The sequence below is a fragment of the Paenibacillus sp. TY11 genome, assembly GCF_059772165.1.
Genome location: NZ_JCBAIQ010000006.1, coordinates 241,673 through 261,293, shown reverse-complemented (window position 1 = coordinate 261,293; position 19,621 = coordinate 241,673). Strand labels below are relative to the sequence as shown.

Sequence of the window (19,621 nt, the reverse complement as noted above, 5' to 3'; positions counted from 1 at the left end):
AGACTATATGTCTGCTACTTTCAAGTAAGCGAATCAGAAGCAACTCAGTAAGCGAGTTGCTTCTTCATTTTCAGTTCGATTACTGGTATTCAAGCATTAAAGATCGTATTTAACGCTGCCGAGCCATTTCACGATTTCAGGATCATTATGTGAAAAGAACAAGCTCTTATTCGTATCTAGCGTAGCAATCATTCCCATATCCTCTTCTCTTAATTCAAAGTCAAAGATATTGAAGTTTTCGCTGACTCTTTCTTTACGAACAGACTTTGGAATTACAACGACTCCTCTTAGTATCGTTATTGGGATTTACTATTGCAGCACGTGTGTGCTATTGTAAAGTCTATTGCCTTCGAGTAACACGAAGCTAAGAGGTTTGGAGTACTTTAATACAATTTTTTTCGAGGAGAGTTTGCAATGTATACTGTGAAGGAAGTGGCCAAGCTGCTTGATCTGACCGAACATACCATTCGCTACTATACGGATAAGGAATTAGTTCCAAGTGTGCGGCGGGACAAAAATAATAATCGTCTTTTTGATGACGAATCCATCAATTGGCTCACAGGTATAAAATATCTGAAACACTGTGGTATGTCAGTAGAAAACATCAAAACCTATGTAGATCTATGTTTGGAAGGCGATTCTACTATTCAGAAACGCTATGAAATCATTCTGGAACAAAAAGCTGCTGCTCTGGCTCAGTTGGAGGAAGCGAAGCTAAGGGCCGAATACATGGAAGACAAAGCAAATCACTACTTTGCCATAATCAATCATGTGATCCCGGATGATACGAATCCGGGGAAATGGAATAAAAAATGAAATGCAGATCCACTACTAATCACTTCTTTATTTTTACTGTAAAATCTTTGATTAAGCGAAACGTCTTATTTCATTTGAACGATGATGTCCTTTCATGGTAATTGTTGACCGACCAATAGACTTGAAGTGATTGTTGTCCACAGTTAAGGATCAACTTTCATCCATTGCTTTTTGAATATCATATTCATTTATATCGATATCCAAAGCCATTCCAAGTGCTAACTTTGCCAGTTGGCTTCCAATAAAGGGGCCCATAGTCAACCCGGATGCTCCAAGTCCGTTTGCCGCTATAAGGCCATTCCAGCCGGGAACAGCACCTATCACCGGAAGAAAACCGGGTGTAAAAGGGCGGAAACCAACTCTTACCTCCTGAAAAGTGCTGTTTGCTAAACCAGGTGCTAATTCTAAACCTTTATTCAGGATTTCCTGCATCCCACCTGCTGTTACTCTTGTATCGTCACCTTCGATTTTATTTTCGTGAGTTGCCCCTATTACGATCTTCTGTTTGTCAAAAGCCAGCAGATATTGATCAGAAGGCGGCATGATTACAGGCCAAGTACCTGTGTCTTGTCTATTAGGAACCTGTAAATGCATGATTTGTGCTTTTTGAAAACTAACCTTAAAGTGAATGCCCAAAGGCTGCAGCAGTTGATTTGCCCATGCACCTGCACAAACAATGACTTCGTCAGACGAGAAGCTTTTTGCACCGACCGCTACTCCTGTTACATGGTCGGACTCATATTGAAGCGCAGCATCCCCGTGTATAAGGATGGCCCCGTTTCTTTGTGCTGATCGGACCAACGCATCGCGCAGCGCACGACCATCTATACGAGCGGCACCGCTAATATGAACAGAATGATAACCTTCTACTAACAAAGGAAACCGTTCATGGGTTTCTTTTTCATTTAGCCGGGTAATTTCTCCGATTTCCGGTGCATCCGCTTGTCGTAAGTATGCCCGCTCCTCCATCTTTCTGATTTTCTCCAAATCATTATGAATACTAAGAGCACCCACTAGAGCATAGCCTGTTTCTGTTTCTCCCTCGCTTTTGAGTTCTTCAATCAGTCCGGGGTAAAAACGTGCGCCGGCTTTTGCCAGCTGGTACCAAGCCTGATTGCGTCGCTGTGATAGCCAGGGACAGATAATGCCAGCAGCGGCATCAGTAGCCTGTCCTTTATCTTTGCGGTCTACAATAATGACATTAGCCCCCATTTTCGCTAACTGATATGCTGTCGATGCCCCAAGAATTCCTGATCCAATTACGATGACCTTCTTCATGCTTACATCCCTTTCCTAAATCACTGTATCCATTATAGCGAATACTGCATGAATGTATAAGGTTTACAACCTATTCCAATATAGACAAAGCTGTTAGACGATCATCAACATCGGCTATGAGTACATTATATTTCAAATCCTTATAAAGTTCTTAGAATTGACCTTTAAAGTAGTTGTCAGAACGAATGAAAAGGATGAACTTATATGGACAACATTATTTTACAGACTCACAATCTCTGCAAAACCTTTAGGGGACAACAGGCGGTGAACAATGTCACGATGTCTATTCAGGAGAATTCCGTCTATGGGCTGCTCGGCCCAAACGGGGCCGGAAAATCAACCACCCTGAAAATGTTAATCGGTATGCTCCGCCCGACATCTGGTGAGATTTTATTTCAAGGAAAACCCTGGTCCCGAAAAGACCTTGCCCAGATCGGTGCACTGATCGAATCTCCTCCGCTCTATGAGAATTTAACAGCCAGAGAGAACTTAAAGGTTCGTACAACCTTGCTGGGACTGCCTGATTCGCGGATTGATGAAGTACTGAACATTGTTGATCTGACCCATACCGGAAAAAAACGCTCCAGCCAGTTCTCGATGGGTATGAAACAGCGGCTGGGCATTGCCATTGCGCTCCTAAACCATCCCAAGCTACTGATCTTAGATGAGCCAACCAACGGACTTGATCCCCTTGGCATTCAGGAGCAGCGCGAGCTGATTCGCTCCTTCCCTAAGCAAGGAATTACCGTGATTCTTTCCAGTCATATCCTATCTGAAGTCGAACAAATCGTGGACCATGTCGGCATCATCGCTGGCGGCGTACTAGCTTATCAAGAGGCGATTACTCCAGGACAAAACTTGGAATCGTTGTTCATGCAGATTGCGCAGGAATACCGAAAGGGAGGTGAGTAGGATGCAGCAATATTTAGCCGCAGAACATCTCAAGTTAAAACGCACCTTCACGAAAAAACTGGTCTGGCTTGCCCCCATCGTCACTCTTCTTCTGTGTACCGGGCTAATGGGAGGAAAAATGCTGCAAAGCGCCAGCTACAATTGGTGGTATTTCATGCTGCTGCCAGGTGCCCTCACCATAATGTGCTCAGGAGTGGTTCAAAAGGATGGCAAGAAGCTCAATTACCGTGCTGTCCTCGGAGTGTCAGTAGACTTAACTCGGGTTTGGTACGGTAAAATCGGAGTTTGCGTAAGACTCTTATTGGTCTCCTCTATTATCCTATTTATCGGGATAACCCTTGGCGGATTCGTGTTCTCAAGTTCTCTAACACTAGCAGGAAGCGTCGCCGCAAGTCTGATACTGTTCATCACCTTTTTGTGGCAAATACCACTTTGCCTGTTCCTAACAGACCGGGTGGGCATGTTTGCCACCCTGATTATCAACATGGTGGGCCACGTAGCCTGCACCATCTTGTTCGCTACGTCTTCCGTGTGGTGGGCGACTCCCTATGCTATTCCAGCTCGATTGATGTGCGCCGTTATTAAAGTGCTGCCCAACGGGCTTGCCGTTCCTTCTGGAGATCCGCTATTGGATAAAAGTGTAATTGTACCCGGCCTAGTGATCACAATCTGCCTGTTCATTATTCTGTCGATACTGACAGCGATGTCCTTCCGCAAGCGGGAGGCTAAATAAGATGATATCTTTTTTCCGCAATTTGAAATCCGATATGCTTAAACTTAGAAGGCAGCCCTTACTGCTTGTGCAGCTGCTTATGCCGCTCCTGGGCATAGCAATCTTTTTGGCCTACTATTCTTTCACTCCATATTCACCGATTGCTAAGGTGGACGGCTATCTGCAAGTCTTGGCCGTGGCTCTTCCTACCATGATTGGTATTGTCTGCTCCATAGCTGCCGATCAAGAATCAGCCGCTGGGAATTTCCAGGAGCTCTTGACCTCGCCAGTAAAGCTGCTACCATTCTTGAGCAAGCTCAGCCTGCTCCTATTCTTGGGATTTGGCAGTGTGCTGCTTGCCTTCGGCGGTTTTGGGGCTGGCTTTCTATATCTTTTGAAAGAGTCTCCGTATGGCTTAAAGTTCTATGTGTTGGCTGCCTGCATTCTGTTTCTCGCCAGTATCTTCCTTTATGTTCTACATTTCTTCATTAGTCTGCGATTCGGCAAGGGAGCTTCCATCGGCCTGGGCATTGCGGAGAGCCTGCTGTCCGCTTTGCTTCTCACTGGGCTGGGTGATCATAATTGGATATTCATCCCCGCCGCCTGGGCCGCCCGGTTCATCACGATCTGGGTGCAATACAGCGGAAGCTCGGCAGACGCTATTCCTCAAGCTATACAGCTCGATTCGGGAATCGGATATTGCGTAGTTGGGACTTTAGCGATCATGGTATTATTAGGATTATGGATTTGTCGCTGGGAAGGACAAAATTCGTTAGAGTAGAGAAAGCAAAGGAAGTGAATAAAGTATGGCAAACCTGTTGGCCGTTGACGATGAACCCGCCGTTTTGGCACTCCTTCAAAATATATTGCAGAAAGATGGCCACGTTGTCACGGTGACCTCCACCTCATCACAGGTTCTCACCATGCAGCTTGGAGCATTTGACCTCATACTGCTCGACGTGATGATGCCGAAGATGGACGGATTCACACTCTGCCGGGAAATACGCAGCAAGGTAGACTGTCCAATACTGTTCCTCACAGCAAAATCCATGGAGAACGATGTGATGGTGGGACTTGGGGAAGGGGCTGACGATTATATTGTCAAACCGTTTGGGGCCGGGGAGCTGCGCGCACGAATCAACGCCCACCTCAGACGGGAGAACCGTGAACGGCGTAATGTGTTCTGCATCGGGGAAGTTCATTTCAATCTGTCCGGCAAGGAAATCACCTTTCGGGACGCAGTGGTCCCGTTTACCAAAAGCGAATATGAGATATGTAAGTTTCTAGCCCTGAACTGGGGACAGGTGTTCTCTAAAGAGCAGATTTACGAAGCCGTCTTCGGGTTTGATGGGGACAGCGATTCCGCCACCATCGTGGAGCATATCAAGAATATCCGGGCCAAGCTTGGCAAAGTAGAGGTTTCGCCAGTGGAGACGGTTTGGGGGATCGGATATCGATGGAAGTAACTACAGTACAGCAAGCGCGAAAATCAACCAAGCTGCGGACTATTTTCCTGGGTTATTTAGCTATATTCTGTATCGGGACGATTGCGCTCGCTCTGCTCCTGGTCCTCATCTTCTATATGCTGCTGTCTAATGGAGCCATTCTTCCGGCGAACTATGCGGAGAAGCAGGTACTAGAGGCCAAAACAGTCATTAAAGCGGGCAAGCCCCTTCATCTGGACTCCAAGCTGAACCTGTATAAATACGGGTTATTTACTTCGGATGGCAGTCTAATTGAGGGGAATCTCACTGGAAAACAGGCTAAAGCCGCTTGGAGTCTAACGAAGCAGAGCGATACTGCTTCTCAATTTCCCTATAACTATGTAAAAATCCCACATCATAATAAAGTTACTGTGATGCGCTACTCTATCGCGGCACAGTTTGAACTCCCTATCCTACGCCGATATATGCCGAATGCGGAATTGTCTTTTTTTGCCGTATTCTGCATTGCTTTTCTGGTGGGAGGTGCTCTGCTCGCTTCCTCCTTTGGACGAAAGCTGACGCGCAAAATGAGTGGACTACAGCAGGCCACACAGCAAATTCAAGCACAGGACCTGGACTTCTCAATTAAGCTCAGTGGCGTGTTGGAGATCGATCAAGTACTCCATTCCATGGATAAAATGAAAGAGACCTTAAAGACATCACTTCAGAAGCAGTGGAACCTCGAAAGAGCCCGTCGCGAGCAAATATCCGCCCTGGCACACGATGTCAAAACACCACTCACTATCGTTCGCGGAAACGTAGAGCTACTGTCCGAAACCGATCAGTCCGAAGAGCAAAAGAACTATACCAATTATATAGTGGAGAGCACCAAGCAGATGGAGCAGTATATCAAAACTCTAATCGAAATTACAAAAGCGGAAACAGCAGCCACCCTGCGGGCCGAAACGATTGATACTGACTTCTTTTTGACTAAAGTGAAAGATCAGGTACTTGCCTTGGCAGCTGTCAAAAAAATATCCGTAGCGTTCGCCGTATACAACCTTCCTGACACGCTGTATGCGGACCCGGTTCTGCTGGAGCGAGCCATCATGAATGTAATCTCCAATGCGGTAGATCAAGCGCCTGAGTATAGCGAGATTCGGCTAGTCGTGGGGACGGTGGAAGACCGCATCCGGTTTAGCGTCATAGATGAGGGCCCCGGCTTCTCACCGGAAGCCCTCAAACAAGCGGTCGAGCAATTCTATATGGGCGACTCTTCCAGACGATTAAATGGACATTATGGAATGGGGCTATACATTACCCAATCTATCGTCAACCTGCATGGCGGAGCGCTGCACATCGCTAACTCCACCGAGACGGGGGGCGGGCAGGTGAGTATAGAAATTCCGATCAATTCATTTCCGAAGTAATCGTCACTGACTGATCGTCAATTACTCGAGATAAATCCTCTACTACGGATATCGCCGGCTATGCTTATAGGCTTAGACAGTAGGAACCGTTCCACCATCGATGACATAGTCGGCGCCTGTAATGGACCCAGCACGGTCAGAAGCCAAGAAAGCTACCAATTCGCCAACTTCTTCTGGATAACCGGGGCGGCCTAAAGGAATGCCGCCCAAAGCATCCATTACAGATTGAAGTGCGCTCTCAACACTGCCTGTTACTTTTGCAATGTTCGCCATCATTGCATCAGCAGCAGTCGTTTGGATGAACCCTGGTGATACGGTATTAATACGGATGCCTTTGGGAGAAAACTCCTTAGACAGGCTTTTGCTATAGTTAGTCAAAGCGGCTTTGGAAGCAGCATATGGTACAGTTGACTCGTACAAAGGCAATTTTCTTTGAATAGATGAAATGTGAATAATTACACCTTTGCCCTTGTCCAGCATCATTGGAATCAATCCACGGTCCAGACGGACAGCAGCAAGTAAATTCCAATTTAAAGTTTCAATCCAGTTCTCATCTGTTACTGCCAGAGCACCACCTGGAGGAGTATTAGAGCCTCCAACATTATTTACCAAAATGTCAATGGTTCCAAAACGCTCTTTAACTGCCTGGATAACCTTTTCTACACCTTCAGGGGTTGAAATATCTGCTTGAACAAACAGGTTAGGATCAGCAAGATCAGCCGGAATGGAACGTGCAGTCGTCAGGACGGTGGCGTCAGCCGCCGCAAATCTTTGTGCAATCTTTTCTCCCATCCCTTTAGTAGCGCCTGTTACAAGCACTTTCTTACCTTCGAATTCAGTCATTGGGTTTGCATAAGTGATAGCCATTAAATTTCATTTCCTCCTTTCATTCAAATGCCCTTCTCCTTATTTCGAAATTCCCTCAATAATCATTCCATGGTAGGTTCCGCCCTTCAATCGGTGCTGCACGGCCTCCTGATAGGCGGGACTATAATACCAAGTTTTTGCTTCTTCAAAACTGGGGAACTCCAGCAACGCACCCCCTTCGGCTTCAGGGCCCTCAATGACTTCATACATGCCATACACGGCTAGTGGCGTAACAGGGTGTCCTTCCAACCCTGTTGGAGCTTTGGAGGAATAAATCTTGAGTTCTTCCGGATCATTGGTTTTCTCTCGTATAAAAATTACATAGGCCGCCATGTTGGATTACAACTCCTTTTGTTAATTGTTAAGTCTCCCAAACTCAAGGTTATTGTAATCTTGACGTGAATCACTTGTCTAATTTATAGTTTTAATGAAATCTATTATTATTATTCATAGTTTAAGAGGTGTTCCTATTGGAGCTTACACAATTGCAGTATTTTTTAACGGTTGCCCGCCTTCAACATATGACCAGCGCATCAAAGGCGCTCAACATAACCCAGCCCGCATTAAGCCATGCGATTTCCAAGCTGGAAAATGAACTCGGAATTCCCCTATTTGAGCGGAATGGCCGGAATGTAGAGCTTAACCGATACGGGAGAATATTTAGCAAATGGGTTGAGGAAGCTCTAAAAAATCTTGAAAAGGGGAAACAGGAGATCGACGAATGGTCTAATCCCGATAAAGGTGTCATTCATATTTCTTATTTAAACATTTTGGGTATTGATCTGGTTCCAGCTTTAATCAAGGATTATCAGCTCGCAAATCCAAATGTGCGATTTGATTTGACACAAGGTAATCTTGGTGATATTAACGAGCACTTTGATAAAGGCCATTCCGATTTAATGATTACTTCAAGAGAGTCCACCACGGATAATCATGAGTGGATTGTCATTCGGAAAACGCCTTTGTATATCGTTGTTTCTGATCAGCATCCTTTCGCCAACCGATCCTCTTTAAGTTTGTTTGATTTATCCGGTGAACCCTTTGTCGGTCTCAAGAACAATTGCGGATTAAAAGCCACCATAACGTCCCGCTTCGAAAATACAGGTTTTATGCTGGCTCCCACTTTTGATGCAGAAGACTTGCCCACTGTGGCGGGGTTTATTAAAGCCGGGCTTGGGGTATCGGTACTTCCCAAAACCTTTGGCTTAATGCTTGATGGACTTGTATGGGTTCCGATTCAGGAGGAAGGCTGGGAATGGGAAGTAGGATTAAAATGGAGAAAAGACCGATATGTATCTCCAGCGGCCAAGCGATTTATTGAGTATATCGACTTTAGGAGCGTCTCTGCTGATGTTAAATAGTCCCTTACGGAGGTGACGAGAGATGTCAAAATATTTTAAAATGAAGGAACTTCTGGAACAATTCCAGGTCAGCGAGGATACCTTACGGTATTATGAGAAAATAGGTCTTCTTCCTCCCGTGGCCCGAAAAAATAATGGACACAGGATTTATAACAATTCACACAAAGAGGCACTTGTTATGATCAAGTGTTTAAAAAAAACCGGAATGTCGCTTCAGGAGTTGAAACCTATAATCCAGCTTCAATTAAATGAGAGCAACACAACAAATATTGAATGGTACGCTAGGCTTTACGATTATCAAAAAAAGATAGAGTTGCAGCTGCAAGAACTTCAGGAGATTAAGGATATGATTGAAATGAAATTGCAAACCGGACAAAAATTTGGCCACAACTTTTTGCCACTCGAGACCCAAACTCAATCTATTTTCAAATCCTGATCGTTCTGCTTGACCTAGTGTTTACACCAGGTTGTAAGATGTGCATTAGAGTCCCTCCAAGGATTCCACATCATACAAAAAAAGAGGTGCATATAAACATGGATCATACAATAGCAATAGGTAGAACAGGATTGAAAGCATTTAAACTCGGTTTTGGAGCTGGTGTGGTAGGTAATTCAATGATGTATCCAAAAGTCGATGATACTCTAAGTCGACAATTAATTAAGGCTGCCCTTGAAAAAGGAATCAATTTCATTGACACTGCATTTCTGTACGGAATGGGCCATTCTGAGGAGTTAATCGGTGAAGCCATCCGGGAACATGGCGGCCGGGAACATCTTGTAATCTCTACTAAAGCTTCTTCTAACCCCCTATTTAATCAAGGTCGTCTGGAAGTCGACAACAGTCCAGCTGCATTACGTAAGGCTGTGGATGACAGCTTGATGAGATTACAAACAGACTATGTTGACATTTTCTTTCTTCATTTTCCTGACAGCCGTACCCCGCTTTCTGAAGCTGCAGACACACTAGCGGAGCTGAAGAAGTCAGGGAAAATCAAAGCCATTGGAGCTTCAAATTTAAGCTTTGAGCAACTTCAGGCTTTTAATGCTGATAAGCACTTGGATGTTCTTCAAGCCGAATATTCACTGCTGGTCCGTCATGCAGAAGTAGACGTTATTCCTTATTGTCTGGAACATGAAATTTCACTGATTCCTTTTTTTCCGCTCGCATCAGGTCTGTTGGCCGGTAAATATAAGAAGGATGATGTCTTTAATGACACCTCACGAATGAATAACCCTTTATTTCAAAAAGAAGCATTTCTCGCAAATTTGGAATGCGTGGATCGATTCAAAGCATTCGCGAAAGACAAGGGTATAGAACCTGCACAGATTGCGCTTGCTTGGTTATTAACGCGTCCAGCCGTTGATGTAATCATTCCCGGTGCGACCAAGCCTGATCAGATCGAATCCAATCTCCAAACTCTGGGTGTTCGACTAACAGGTGACGAGCTTAAGCAGCTCGATATCATTTTCAATCAAGATAACTTGCTTACAGAGTAACTGATTGTAAAAGCATAACTCCTTATTTGCGGGCGTTTAAAAGCGCCCTTTTCGCATTTTTACATACGCTTATTAGCTAATATAAGTTCTTGTCTTCCGACAGTCATTAATTTTACATACATTTCCTAACAAAAAGAGTTCCATAGTTTTCACTATGGAACTCTTTTTACAGAAACATTTACTTTATAATCGTAATTTGTTTGGAAGCAGCATTATAGTTCACCTGATAACCCGAAAGCTCGCTAATGACTCGTAGTGGAACCAGCGTGTAGCCGTTAACAATAACTGGAGCTGTGATGTTCGTCGAGTAACTCCGGGAGTTGTTTAACTCGTACACTGCTAGGGTCGAATTCTTGACTTGAAGCACCACTTGTTTACCGTCAGTAGGGCGCGTCATAATGATTTTTTTGGTCGTTTTTTCATAGTTTACCTCATAACCCACCCGTTCACTGATAAAGCGCAACGGGACCATCGTTACACCATTTATGATACGTGGAGCCTGAGCCATTGTCATAGCACGACCATCGACATAAGCTGATTTAGCTCCTGGTGTCAGGGTGAACGAAGTTGAATATAGGGAAACCGGATTGTTAGAGTATGAGGACGTTGTATTGGAAGTAGTTGTAGTAGTGCTCGTCCCGGACGATGAACTACCAGTGCCAACCGCTCTATTGCGAATAGCTTCCAGCCGATCCAGCAGATCGCTTTTACGTGACCCGCTCGGCAGATCACTGATTGCGTCTCTGGCAGAGCGCCAGTCGGATGCATTTAGACTGTTCTCTGCAATTCGCATCAAATCTCTTGCTTTCTCATAGTTCGATGAACTAGATGACGAAGAAGAGTAGTAACCATCCGAATCCGTGCGTTCTGATATCTCTACACCACTAGATTCTCTTCCATTACTATTGACGGTCACGACCTTAATCTTATACCAGCGTCCTTCTCGTAAATCCGTAATTTTATAGGACTCAGAGGATGTAGTTCCCTCATAATCACCATCAACATATATTTTCACCTTATCGGCTTGACTCGGCATATCGTAGGTGATTTTGATCCAGGTGTCGCTTTTGCTATCTACTTCAAGATTGGATACTTCTGACGAATTGGAAGACGTTCTGTTAGTTGTAGCACTCAGTTTCACACCTGAGGACAACGCACCTGAACTTCGCTTGGATTTAATTAAAATCGAATACGTCCGATCCGCTGTCAGATTCGTGAATGTATAAGATGTTCCTGTTGAATCTGTAATCAGTTGTCCGTCCAGATACAGACTGACCGTACTAATTCCGCTGGGTCTTGTCCAGGAAACGGTGAAGCTGTAGTTACCAACTGACGTCACTGACGCTCCTGTCACTTCTGGCACGATATCGGTAGAGACTGCTGAGGTTGTAACTGGAATACTAATCCCTTGAGATATGTTACCGGATTTGTCCACCGTTTTGACCATTACCGTATAGGTTGTGGCAGCAGTCAAGACATTAAACGTATAGGACGTGCCTGTGCTCCTCTGGACTTCTTTACCATTTAAATAGATGATCGCTTGGCTCAGGTCAGCATCCTTAGGCAATATGTAATTTACGGTAAAAGCGTTATATCCTACATTCGTCGCTGTCAGCCCGCTTACCTCTCCTGGAGGTGTCTTATCTACAGGGGCATCAACGGAAGCCGTTTTGGCCTGTACTGTAATCCCCGGAGATTCATTGCCGCCCTTACCCACCGTCTTCACTCGGAAGGTATATGTCGTATTCGGTTGTAAACCGCTCAACGTATAAGAGTTACTTCTAATGTTATCTAGATACACATCGTTACTGACACCAACCACTTTTACATGGTCAAAATTAATATCCGACGGGTTGTTCCAGGACAAATTTACCCTTGTTGTATCTGTAGGAACCGCTGTCAGATTGTTTACCTCTGCCGGCGCGATATTTGCAGTAACCATTTGGCTCGACATTACTTTTAGCATTTGGTTAAGATAGGTCTTCTGACCATAACCTTTTGCTAACGTAGTCACTTTCGTGCCTGAAGTAACTGGCACATGACGACCTTGAATAGATGCTAATTTGGTAGTATGTGACTGTGCTATATTCAGACTTGTCAGATTCGAGTTATGCCTTTCAGTCGATGACGCGCTGGCCACTGCATCGGGTCCCAAAATGCCATATCCCGTATTCAAAATCAGTGTAGCCGTTGCGAACGGAGCCATCCATTGGCGCAAACGTTTTTTATTCATAATCTGTGCTCTCCTTGATACCAGTATGGAAATTTTATTTGTCAAAACTAATAAGTAAGCTTACAAACCCTTCTGCTGCAATCCAGCTTTTAAAATTTATACCATAATGTACAGTCGTTCATTTAACTGTTATCGGAATTTCCATACAAATTGTTTAGGCTTCACCCTAGCTTTCTTTACTAATAGGTATTAAAAAACTGGATTTGCATTCTTCGTTCAGTCTGTGTATGTAAAATCACAAAACTAAAATTGGCCTAGTCGTTGATACCATGATTAGAACATGTGAAAACTCAGACATAACCTTTGGTTTCAGCTGTAAATATTCGATATATCGTAACTTTCTACCGTTTAATAACATTGCATTATAGGCTATATTAAATTTTAAGTAATAAGAGAAGGAGATGTATTATGTTCAAAAATGCCTTTAAGATGTTTGGTGTCATTGGTAATGTTGAAGCGATTTCATATCTGCTGCTTGTATGTATCGCCATGCCACTTAAATACGCAGCTGGAATGCCGCAAATGGTAAGCTGGGTGGGTATGATCCATGGGGTACTGTTCGTGGCTTATGTGGTAGCGACTGTAGTCATGCTGATTTTACGAAAAATAACGGTACTACAAGGTCTTGCAGCCTTGATTGCCTCGTTGTTGCCGTTCGGTCCCTTCATTTTTGATCGTAAGGTACTAAAGAAAGCCGAAGCACGTGCTAGTCATGCCAGCCCGGTAAAAGCTACATAAGCATGTACAAGGGTAAGGGCCAACATAACAACGCGGCTTTCTCTTCCTACTCATGCAGCAGTATACAAAAACAAAAACAAAAACAACCGGTGTCTCTATACCACTCGGTTGTTTTTGTATACACGAATTGTAAATTGTTACTTTCCCACAGCAGTAAGGGAGACACCCAGCTTTGTCATTGTTTTCGTCCCTTTCTGCTATCTTTATGTAAACACAACTAATCTCTCGGGTAATTTACACTCATAATATCCATAAAAGAAACTTTATCCGTTTCTTCATTACTCTCTACATGAACCTTTCCGGTTCTCGGGTCCATTTTAACGATCTGTCCGCGGGTTGTTTCTTGGCGTCCCCATACGGTCAATACGACTTCGGATTGCTCTCGTTGTGCTTCTACAAGCTGATTCGCGATTTCCTCAAGTACAAATTCATCCCGAGTAGGCCGTTTGGCTACCTTCGCTTTTGCCACTTGCTTTCACCCTTCCTTTAATGCAAAATCAAATTCATTCCATTTTACCATACTTTTCATCATTTGGTGCTGGTAATGTGAGTAAAATTACGTCCCAGGTGCACAAAAAAGCCGAGTTCTCAAAAACGAGAAAATCGGCTCTCTAAAGTTACTTGTTGGGAGCTAGCCAAGATTATTTTAACAACTGTGGAATGTAATCCACTATATTATAAATAGGAGCACTGCTCTGTTGCGTAACGGCTAAAATTAATGCACCTTCAAGCATCGAAATAATAAGTACCGCCAGACCGTGTGCTTTTTCCTCTGTCCAGCCCGATTCCTGAAGACGCTCCATATAGATGTGTTGCCAATCTGTAAACGTATTCACACAGGCATGACGTAGCGATTCGCTGATGCAGGAAGTTTCCGCAGCAGCCCAGAAGCCAATTGGCATGAAGCCGTTAAAGCCGGTACGATCTGCCTCCTCAGCTGTATTGCGAATAAATTCCTGAATGGCTAGTACGGGATTATCGTTTCCGGCCAGTGTCTGTTTTAATTTTTGCTTAATAAACTCATTCCCTCTTCTTATGCACTCCAAAGCCAACTCTTCTTTACCATGCGGAAAATAATAATAAAGTGATCCCTTCGGTGATCCACTCTCCGCAAGAATCTGATTAAGTCCGGTAGCGTGATACCCCTGATGAAAAAAAAGCTTCGATGCGGTTTGTACGATATTTTCATATGATTCGGGTTTAGCAGCCATATACAGCATCCTTCATTATATAATGTTTAAAACTTTTATTTTGACAAAAAAATAACAGCAAGTTTATTATATATAGACCGATCGTTATAATTCAATACCCATTAATTTATTGGAGGAACAAAAACAACATGAGTACAATGAGTCAAACGAGTTCGCCCTCTGAACCCAAAACGTTCAAGGTGCTGCCTATTATGATTGCCCTGCTGCTTAGCGGCTTTATTGGGATGTTCAGTGAAACGGCACTTAACATTGCGCTGAATGATTTGATGCAGATTTTGCATATTACAACAGCAACAGCCCAATGGCTGACTACTGCTTTTCTGCTGACACTCGGTATTTTGGTACCTGTATCGGGATTGCTACTTCAAACCTTCACCACAAGACAGCTGTTTGTTACATCGTTGCTGTTCTCTATTGCAGGTTGTCTCGTTGCTGCACTAGCACCTACATTTTCAGTGCTGTTGATCGCACGCATTCTTCAGGCCATCGGTACGGCGCTGTTATTGCCGTTGATGTTTAACACCATCTTGATCATCTTCCCGGCTGAAAAGAGAGGTGCGGCTATGGGGATCATCGGATTGGTAATTATGTTTGCTCCTGCGGTAGGGCCTACCATTGCAGGGCTGGTACTGCAAAATCTGTCTTGGCACTGGATCTTCTGGATCTCCCTTCCGTTCTTGGTTCTCTCGTTGATCTGCGGTATTTTATTTATGCAAAACGTTTCAAAAACGACCAAGCCCAAAATTGATTTTTTATCCATCCTGCTGTCTTCCATTGGCTTCGGCGGTGTCGTGTTTGGTTTCAGTAAATCCGGAGAAGGTGGCGAAGGTTGGGCTAGCCCGGTTGTTTTGCTCCCTGTGATCATCGGTCTGGTATCGTTGATTCTGTTCTCTGTACGTCAGTTGAAAATGAAGCAACCTATGTTGAATTTGCGTGTGTTTAAATATCCGATGTTTGTTATCGGCGTTATTATGGTCTTCTTGTGTATGATGACTATCCTTTCTACGATGCTGATACTCCCACTCTTTTTGCAAAAAGGGCTGGCCCTGTCCGCTCTAACAGCAGGTTTGGTGCTTCTGCCCGGTGGGATTATCAACGGCCTCTTATCTCCTATTATGGGCTCCTTGTTCGATAAATTCGGTCCCAAATGGCTCGTCATTCCAGGACTTGTGATCGTTGCCGCTGTTTTGTTTTTCCTGTCCGGCATTACGACGACATCAGCTATCGTACTCATTATTGTGCTTCATAGCTGCCTGATGATCGGTATTTCCATGATTATGATGCCAGCTCAGACAAACGGCCTAAACCAGCTACCCATGGATCTATACCCAGACGGAACTGCCATTATGAGCACGCTCCAACAAGTCGCTGGTGCAATCGGTACAGCCGTAGCGGTAAGCATTCTCTCCAAAGGCATGGACAGCTATTTGAGCCAATCCAGTATGCCTGAATCTGTAAATGAAATGGCCAATGCCATGGTAATCGGATCTCAGAATTCATTTTTCTTTGCGATGATCATTAGTATGATCGGGTTGATCCTTGCGTTTTTCATCCGCAGAGTTCATGTTCAGCATGGCACTGCTAAAGCTCCCATGCACTAATTAATAAATATTTTGTATCTCAAACTAAAAATATCTTAAAAAACTTAAAGGCTGCTAACCAACTCACTCTTGGTTAAGCAGCTTTTTTCTTATAACTCTATACACATATTCATACAATTACATATTTACAAAGCTCCTCCATTTGGTTACGATATGATTCACGGAGTAAACTGTAAAAATTACGATTACTATTAAGGAGGATTCCCTGTTGTTTAAGCGAACGTATTTTAAACTATTTATACCTGCAGTAATGGCGGTGATGATGGCAGCCTGCGCTTCATCTCCAGCAACTTCACCCTCTCCATCGGCTGCACCACAAGATAAAAGTGTGACCTTATTGTTCAACGTGCAAAGCCCTTCTATAGATCCTCATGCGGATGTAAATTACACAGCCGTTCGTGCTGGAGTAGGTGAAACACTGATCAAAGTGAACAAGGATCTCAAGCTGGAAGCTTGGCTTGCAGAGAAATGGGACAGCAAGGACGGACAGCACTGGACCTTCAACATCCGACCGGGCATGAATTTCCATAGCGGTAAAGCCGTCGATGCCGCTGCTGTCAAAGCATCCTTGGAAAGAGCACAGAAGCTCAATCCATCGGTCAAAAATGCGCTGCATATCCGTGATATTCATGCAGACGGACAGATTTTGAGTATTACGACAGACAAGCCTTTCCCGGAATTTGTATCTGAGCTGGTTCATCCGAATACCGCTATTATAGACACCACAGCTACAGGTGACTTCCCATCGGGAACGGGACCGTTCAAGGTTGTCAGTTTCCGCGCCGGAAGTGAACTGAATTTGGATCGCAACGATCAATATTGGAACGGTGAGGTAAAGTTGAAGCATGCCAAATTCATGTTTAACGAAGACGCCAATGCACGTCAGCTTGCTTTTCAAGCCAAAACTGCCGATATTGTGTATCGTCCGCCAATTGAAAGTCTGGAACTGCTGAAAGCTGATTCCACCGTTAAGGTGGATTCGCTTCCTAGTCTGCGGACGCATCAACTTATTTACAATATGAACAACACTGATCTGAAAAAGACACCTGTGCGTAAAGCATTCGATAACCTGATCCATCGGGATGAGATTGCCAACGGAATCATGTCCGGTCAGGGAACCCCTGCTCAAGGCCCGTTCTTGTCGGACTTTCCTTTTTCACCGAAATATATTACGAAAAAGTTTGATTTGAATGCCGCACGAGAAGGCTTCAAGCAAGCTGGATATACGGTGCAGAACGGAAAAGTTACGAACCCCGACGGCAAGCCACTTCATCTCACATTGTTAACTTACCAGTCAAGAGCGGAGCTTCCACTCATTTCACAACTGATTCAGGCGAACGCTAAGGAGCTCGGCATTACGATTGATATCCGTCAGGTTGATAACATTGACGAATATCTTGCCGCTCATCAGGATTGGGATTTGGCGACTTACAGTAGCATTACAGCCCCGCGCGGTGATGCAAGCTATTTTCTGAACGCGGCTTACATGCCTGAGGGAGCACTGAATTACGGGCGTGTACATGTACCAGAACTGGAGGCTATGATTACAAAGCTGAACACAACCGTGAATGAGGAACAACGCAACAAGCTGGCGCTGGAGGCTGTCACACTGATTGACCAAGAAAATCTGCAATCCTTTCTGGTCCATCCCAACAACGTAGTGGCCTATCGCAATTACGTACTTAACTGGGTAACAAGCCAAAGTGAATACTACCTGCTGACCCAGGACCTGGATGTGAACTAGCATGCTCAAATCCATCGCCAAAAAGTTTCTTGAACTTGTATTATTCTTTCTTATTCTTTCCTTTGTGAGCTTCTGTCTGCTTAAGCTTGTTCCGGGCGATCCCGTCCGGAGCATTCTCCGAGTCGATGATGTAGCAGTGTCCAATCAGCAAATTGCGGATATGCGCAGCCAACTGGGGCTGGATCAGCCATTACCTGTGCAATATGGTAAGTGGCTGGTTCAGTTGCTTCAGTTTGATTTTGGACAATCTTATTTAACCCATCGTCCGGTATTTACAGAGTTTATGGAAAAACTGCCTTATACACTTCTGTTGACCGGAGGCTCTCTGTTCATTATGCTGCTGATAGCTCTCCCGTTGGGAACGATGGCTGCGCTGTACCGTAATCGCTGGATTGACAGTGCCAGTCGTGTGTTTGCCTTAATCGGTTCCTCGATTCCCAGTTTTTGGCTGGGACTTTTGTTTACCGAGTGGTTTGCGGTTAAATTGCGTATTTTGCCGTCTATGGGTGAAGGAACCGTTTTTCATTTGGTACTCCCTTCCCTTACCTTGGGATTGGCAATGGCGGCCGTCTATGTACGAATGATCCGCGCAAGTCTGATTGAAAGCTCTGGGCAAGATTTTATCAAAGCGGCACAAGCCCGTGGAATCAGCCCGGTTCGCATTTTTTTCAGACACATGTTCCGTCACAGTTTAGTTCCACTCATAACGGTATTCAGTGAGAGTATAGGCAGCCTACTGGGAGGCACGGTCGTGATTGAAGTGCTATTCGCCTATCCGGGGCTGGGCAAATGGATTGTAGATGCTATTGCCGCGAGAGATTACCCCATTATTCAGGGCTATACAGTATTTATGGCCATGTTCATTGTATGTATCAATATCTTGGTAGAGCTGTCCTACCGTTGGGTCAATCCTGAAATCGCTTTGAAGGAGAAACGTTTATCATGATAAAATCCGTACATGCGGAAAACAGGCGGCTCACCAGGATACGATTGTCCAAAGCATGGATCGTGTCGCTCTCCATCCTGCTCATTCTTGCAGCAATTACAGTCGTTCCGTTCCTTGCTCCGCAAGATCCGTATCGTATCCAGATGGGGAATCGGCTTCAACCGATCAGCGCTATGCACTGGCTGGGAACCGATCATTTGGGAAGAGATGTGTTATCGAGAGTGATAGCAGGAGTTCAGACGACTGTCGGAACCAGTTTGTTGATTTTGGCCGTTTCACTGGTTGTCGGGGTTCCTCTTGGTCTGCTTTCAGGATTTATTGGAGGCTGGCTGGATCGTGTATTCAAACGGATGGTCGATGCCTTCATGACATTACCTGATTATATTTTTGCCATTGTACTGAGCGGCTTGCTCGGACCAGGCTTAGTAAATCTTATTTTCGCGGTGACTGCGGTAAAATGGGTTGGTTATGCACGGCTGGTGCGCAGTACCGTTCTGGCTGAAAAGCAAAAGGATTACATTTCGTTATCCATACTGGCGGGTACATCCTCCCTGCGGATTGTCATGCGGCATATTCTCCCCCATGCAATTGGGAATGTTTTGGTACTGGCTACGCTGGATATTGGCAAAATCATTTTAATGATTGCCTCCCTATCCTTTTTGGGCTTAGGTCCACAGCCGCCAATTCCCGAATGGGGCACCATGCTAAATGAAGGACGAGCGTATTTTCAAATGGCTCCCCATCTAATGCTGGTTCCCGGGATAGCTGTCGTGCTAACAGTGCTACTGGCGAACGTGCTTGGAGACAAGCTGCGCGACCGTTATGATGTTAAAACCCGGACGGAGGAGTGA

General features: G+C 44.7%; 20 protein-coding genes and 1 pseudogene. 14 read left to right on the top strand and 7 right to left on the bottom strand.

Annotated features, from left to right (window positions below):
• Nucleotides 1-96: 96 nt before the first annotated feature.
• Nucleotides 97-288: pseudogene (locus tag AC6EJC_RS08805) on the bottom strand (aldo/keto reductase); the annotation flags it as partial.
• 126 nt (nucleotides 289-414) lie between these two features.
• Between AC6EJC_RS08805 and AC6EJC_RS08800 the strand changes: the two are divergent.
• Nucleotides 415-816: a MerR family transcriptional regulator gene (locus AC6EJC_RS08800; RefSeq protein WP_444953630.1), complete on the top strand. Its 402-nt coding sequence runs from the start codon at nucleotides 415-417 to the stop codon at nucleotides 814-816.
• A 150-nt stretch (nucleotides 817-966) separates the two neighbouring features.
• Here the strand turns inward: AC6EJC_RS08800 and AC6EJC_RS08795 are convergent, their stop codons facing one another.
• On the bottom strand, nucleotides 967-2,094 hold the full coding sequence (locus AC6EJC_RS08795) for an NAD(P)/FAD-dependent oxidoreductase (protein ID WP_444953629.1): 1,128 nt from the start codon (nucleotides 2,092-2,094) through the stop codon (nucleotides 967-969).
• Nucleotides 2,095-2,298: 204 nt separating this feature from the next.
• Between AC6EJC_RS08795 and AC6EJC_RS08790 the strand changes: the two genes are divergently transcribed.
• From AC6EJC_RS08790 to AC6EJC_RS08770, 5 genes are read left to right on the top strand one after another with little or no spacing between them, the layout of a single operon-like run.
• Nucleotides 2,299-3,006: a lantibiotic protection ABC transporter ATP-binding protein gene (locus AC6EJC_RS08790; protein WP_444953628.1), complete on the top strand. Its 708-nt coding sequence runs from the start codon at nucleotides 2,299-2,301 to the stop codon at nucleotides 3,004-3,006.
• A 1-nt stretch (nucleotide 3,007) separates the two neighbouring features.
• Complete coding sequence (locus AC6EJC_RS08785; RefSeq protein WP_444953627.1) at nucleotides 3,008-3,739, top strand: lantibiotic immunity ABC transporter MutE/EpiE family permease subunit; 732 nt, start codon at nucleotides 3,008-3,010, stop codon at nucleotides 3,737-3,739.
• A gap of 1 nt (nucleotide 3,740) precedes the next feature.
• Nucleotides 3,741-4,499, top strand: coding sequence for a lantibiotic immunity ABC transporter MutG family permease subunit (locus AC6EJC_RS08780; protein ID WP_444953626.1), 759 nt, complete (start codon nucleotides 3,741-3,743; stop codon nucleotides 4,497-4,499).
• A 25-nt stretch (nucleotides 4,500-4,524) separates the two neighbouring features.
• The gene (locus AC6EJC_RS08775; protein WP_444953625.1) at nucleotides 4,525-5,184 is read left to right on the top strand and encodes a response regulator transcription factor; all 660 of its coding nucleotides are present in this window, start codon (nucleotides 4,525-4,527) and stop codon (nucleotides 5,182-5,184) included.
• Nucleotides 5,175-6,572, top strand: a complete 1,398-nt coding sequence (locus AC6EJC_RS08770; RefSeq protein ID WP_444953624.1) for a sensor histidine kinase — start codon at nucleotides 5,175-5,177, stop codon at nucleotides 6,570-6,572. Before AC6EJC_RS08775 ends, AC6EJC_RS08770 begins: the two co-directional genes overlap by 10 nt.
• Nucleotides 6,573-6,644: 72 nt before the next feature.
• Here the strand turns inward: AC6EJC_RS08770 and AC6EJC_RS08765 are convergent, their stop codons facing one another.
• Both AC6EJC_RS08765 and AC6EJC_RS08760 read right to left on the bottom strand, forming a co-directional pair.
• The gene (locus AC6EJC_RS08765) at nucleotides 6,645-7,439 is read right to left on the bottom strand and encodes an SDR family oxidoreductase (protein WP_444953623.1); all 795 of its coding nucleotides are present in this window, start codon (nucleotides 7,437-7,439) and stop codon (nucleotides 6,645-6,647) included.
• A gap of 39 nt (nucleotides 7,440-7,478) precedes the next feature.
• Complete coding sequence (locus tag AC6EJC_RS08760; protein ID WP_444953622.1) at nucleotides 7,479-7,772, bottom strand: DUF1330 domain-containing protein; 294 nt, start codon at nucleotides 7,770-7,772, stop codon at nucleotides 7,479-7,481.
• Nucleotides 7,773-7,909: 137 nt separating this feature from the next.
• Between AC6EJC_RS08760 and AC6EJC_RS08755 the strand changes: the two genes are divergently transcribed.
• The 3 genes from AC6EJC_RS08755 (at nucleotide 7,910) to AC6EJC_RS08745 (ending at nucleotide 10,297) form a co-directional block, all read left to right on the top strand.
• Nucleotides 7,910-8,800, top strand: a complete 891-nt coding sequence (locus AC6EJC_RS08755) for a LysR family transcriptional regulator (protein WP_444953621.1) — start codon at nucleotides 7,910-7,912, stop codon at nucleotides 8,798-8,800.
• A 22-nt stretch (nucleotides 8,801-8,822) separates the two neighbouring features.
• A complete protein-coding gene (locus AC6EJC_RS08750) occupies nucleotides 8,823-9,236 on the top strand; it encodes a MerR family transcriptional regulator (RefSeq protein WP_444953620.1) in 414 nt (137 codons plus the stop codon).
• A gap of 98 nt (nucleotides 9,237-9,334) precedes the next feature.
• Nucleotides 9,335-10,297, top strand: coding sequence for an aldo/keto reductase (locus tag AC6EJC_RS08745; protein ID WP_444953619.1), 963 nt, complete (start codon nucleotides 9,335-9,337; stop codon nucleotides 10,295-10,297).
• A 178-nt stretch (nucleotides 10,298-10,475) separates the two neighbouring features.
• Here AC6EJC_RS08745 and AC6EJC_RS08740 read toward each other — a convergent pair whose 3' ends face one another.
• The gene (locus AC6EJC_RS08740) at nucleotides 10,476-12,530 is read right to left on the bottom strand and encodes a stalk domain-containing protein (protein WP_444953618.1); all 2,055 of its coding nucleotides are present in this window, start codon (nucleotides 12,528-12,530) and stop codon (nucleotides 10,476-10,478) included.
• A gap of 408 nt (nucleotides 12,531-12,938) precedes the next feature.
• On the opposite strand from AC6EJC_RS08740, the gene AC6EJC_RS08735 reads away from it, so the two are divergent.
• Nucleotides 12,939-13,268 (top strand): DUF3817 domain-containing protein, encoded by a 330-nt coding sequence (locus AC6EJC_RS08735; protein ID WP_444953617.1) that lies wholly within the window; start codon nucleotides 12,939-12,941, stop codon nucleotides 13,266-13,268.
• Nucleotides 13,269-13,485: 217 nt separating this feature from the next.
• Here the strand turns inward: AC6EJC_RS08735 and AC6EJC_RS08730 are convergent, their stop codons facing one another.
• Both AC6EJC_RS08730 and AC6EJC_RS08725 read right to left on the bottom strand, forming a co-directional pair.
• A complete protein-coding gene (locus AC6EJC_RS08730) occupies nucleotides 13,486-13,737 on the bottom strand; it encodes a YolD-like family protein (RefSeq protein WP_444953616.1) in 252 nt (83 codons plus the stop codon).
• Nucleotides 13,738-13,909: 172 nt separating this feature from the next.
• The gene (locus AC6EJC_RS08725; RefSeq protein ID WP_444953615.1) at nucleotides 13,910-14,479 is read right to left on the bottom strand and encodes a TetR/AcrR family transcriptional regulator; all 570 of its coding nucleotides are present in this window, start codon (nucleotides 14,477-14,479) and stop codon (nucleotides 13,910-13,912) included.
• Between the two features lie 137 nt (nucleotides 14,480-14,616).
• Here AC6EJC_RS08725 and AC6EJC_RS08720 point away from each other — a divergent pair, with 137 nt between their 5' ends.
• From AC6EJC_RS08720 to nikC, 4 genes are all read left to right on the top strand, one after another.
• Nucleotides 14,617-16,080 (top strand): DHA2 family efflux MFS transporter permease subunit, encoded by a 1,464-nt coding sequence (locus AC6EJC_RS08720; RefSeq protein WP_444953674.1) that lies wholly within the window; start codon nucleotides 14,617-14,619, stop codon nucleotides 16,078-16,080.
• Nucleotides 16,081-16,288: 208 nt separating this feature from the next.
• Nucleotides 16,289-17,824: a nickel ABC transporter substrate-binding protein gene (nikA, locus tag AC6EJC_RS08715; RefSeq protein ID WP_444953614.1), complete on the top strand. Its 1,536-nt coding sequence runs from the start codon at nucleotides 16,289-16,291 to the stop codon at nucleotides 17,822-17,824.
• A 1-nt stretch (nucleotide 17,825) separates the two neighbouring features.
• Nucleotides 17,826-18,770: a nickel ABC transporter permease gene (gene nikB, locus AC6EJC_RS08710; protein WP_444953613.1), complete on the top strand. Its 945-nt coding sequence runs from the start codon at nucleotides 17,826-17,828 to the stop codon at nucleotides 18,768-18,770.
• A complete protein-coding gene (gene nikC / locus AC6EJC_RS08705; protein ID WP_444953612.1) occupies nucleotides 18,767-19,621 on the top strand; it encodes a nickel transporter permease in 855 nt (284 codons plus the stop codon). The genes nikB and nikC overlap by 4 nt, the downstream gene beginning before the upstream one ends.

Excerpts from the sequence above, each read along its gene's own strand:
- AC6EJC_RS08800 (WP_444953630.1), top strand. The coding sequence starts at position 415 with ATGTATACTGTGAAGGAAGTGGCCAAGCTGCTTGATCTGACCGAACAT.
- AC6EJC_RS08795 (WP_444953629.1), bottom strand. The coding sequence starts at position 2,094 with ATGAAGAAGGTCATCGTAATTGGATCAGGAATTCTTGGGGCATCGACA.
- AC6EJC_RS08790 (WP_444953628.1), top strand. The coding sequence starts at position 2,299 with ATGGACAACATTATTTTACAGACTCACAATCTCTGCAAAACCTTTAGG.
- AC6EJC_RS08785 (WP_444953627.1), top strand. The coding sequence starts at position 3,008 with ATGCAGCAATATTTAGCCGCAGAACATCTCAAGTTAAAACGCACCTTC.
- AC6EJC_RS08780 (WP_444953626.1), top strand. The coding sequence starts at position 3,741 with ATGATATCTTTTTTCCGCAATTTGAAATCCGATATGCTTAAACTTAGA.
- AC6EJC_RS08775 (WP_444953625.1), top strand. The coding sequence starts at position 4,525 with ATGGCAAACCTGTTGGCCGTTGACGATGAACCCGCCGTTTTGGCACTC.
- AC6EJC_RS08770 (WP_444953624.1), top strand. The coding sequence starts at position 5,175 with ATGGAAGTAACTACAGTACAGCAAGCGCGAAAATCAACCAAGCTGCGG.
- AC6EJC_RS08765 (WP_444953623.1), bottom strand. The coding sequence starts at position 7,439 with ATGGCTATCACTTATGCAAACCCAATGACTGAATTCGAAGGTAAGAAA.
- AC6EJC_RS08760 (WP_444953622.1), bottom strand. The coding sequence starts at position 7,772 with ATGGCGGCCTATGTAATTTTTATACGAGAGAAAACCAATGATCCGGAA.
- AC6EJC_RS08750 (WP_444953620.1), top strand. The coding sequence starts at position 8,823 with ATGTCAAAATATTTTAAAATGAAGGAACTTCTGGAACAATTCCAGGTC.
- AC6EJC_RS08745 (WP_444953619.1), top strand. The coding sequence starts at position 9,335 with ATGGATCATACAATAGCAATAGGTAGAACAGGATTGAAAGCATTTAAA.
- AC6EJC_RS08740 (WP_444953618.1), bottom strand. The coding sequence starts at position 12,530 with ATGAATAAAAAACGTTTGCGCCAATGGATGGCTCCGTTCGCAACGGCT.
- AC6EJC_RS08735 (WP_444953617.1), top strand. The coding sequence starts at position 12,939 with ATGTTCAAAAATGCCTTTAAGATGTTTGGTGTCATTGGTAATGTTGAA.
- AC6EJC_RS08725 (WP_444953615.1), bottom strand. The coding sequence starts at position 14,479 with ATGGCTGCTAAACCCGAATCATATGAAAATATCGTACAAACCGCATCG.
- AC6EJC_RS08720 (WP_444953674.1), top strand. The coding sequence starts at position 14,617 with ATGAGTCAAACGAGTTCGCCCTCTGAACCCAAAACGTTCAAGGTGCTG.
- nikB (WP_444953613.1), top strand. The coding sequence starts at position 17,826 with ATGCTCAAATCCATCGCCAAAAAGTTTCTTGAACTTGTATTATTCTTT.
- nikC (WP_444953612.1), top strand. The coding sequence starts at position 18,767 with ATGATAAAATCCGTACATGCGGAAAACAGGCGGCTCACCAGGATACGA.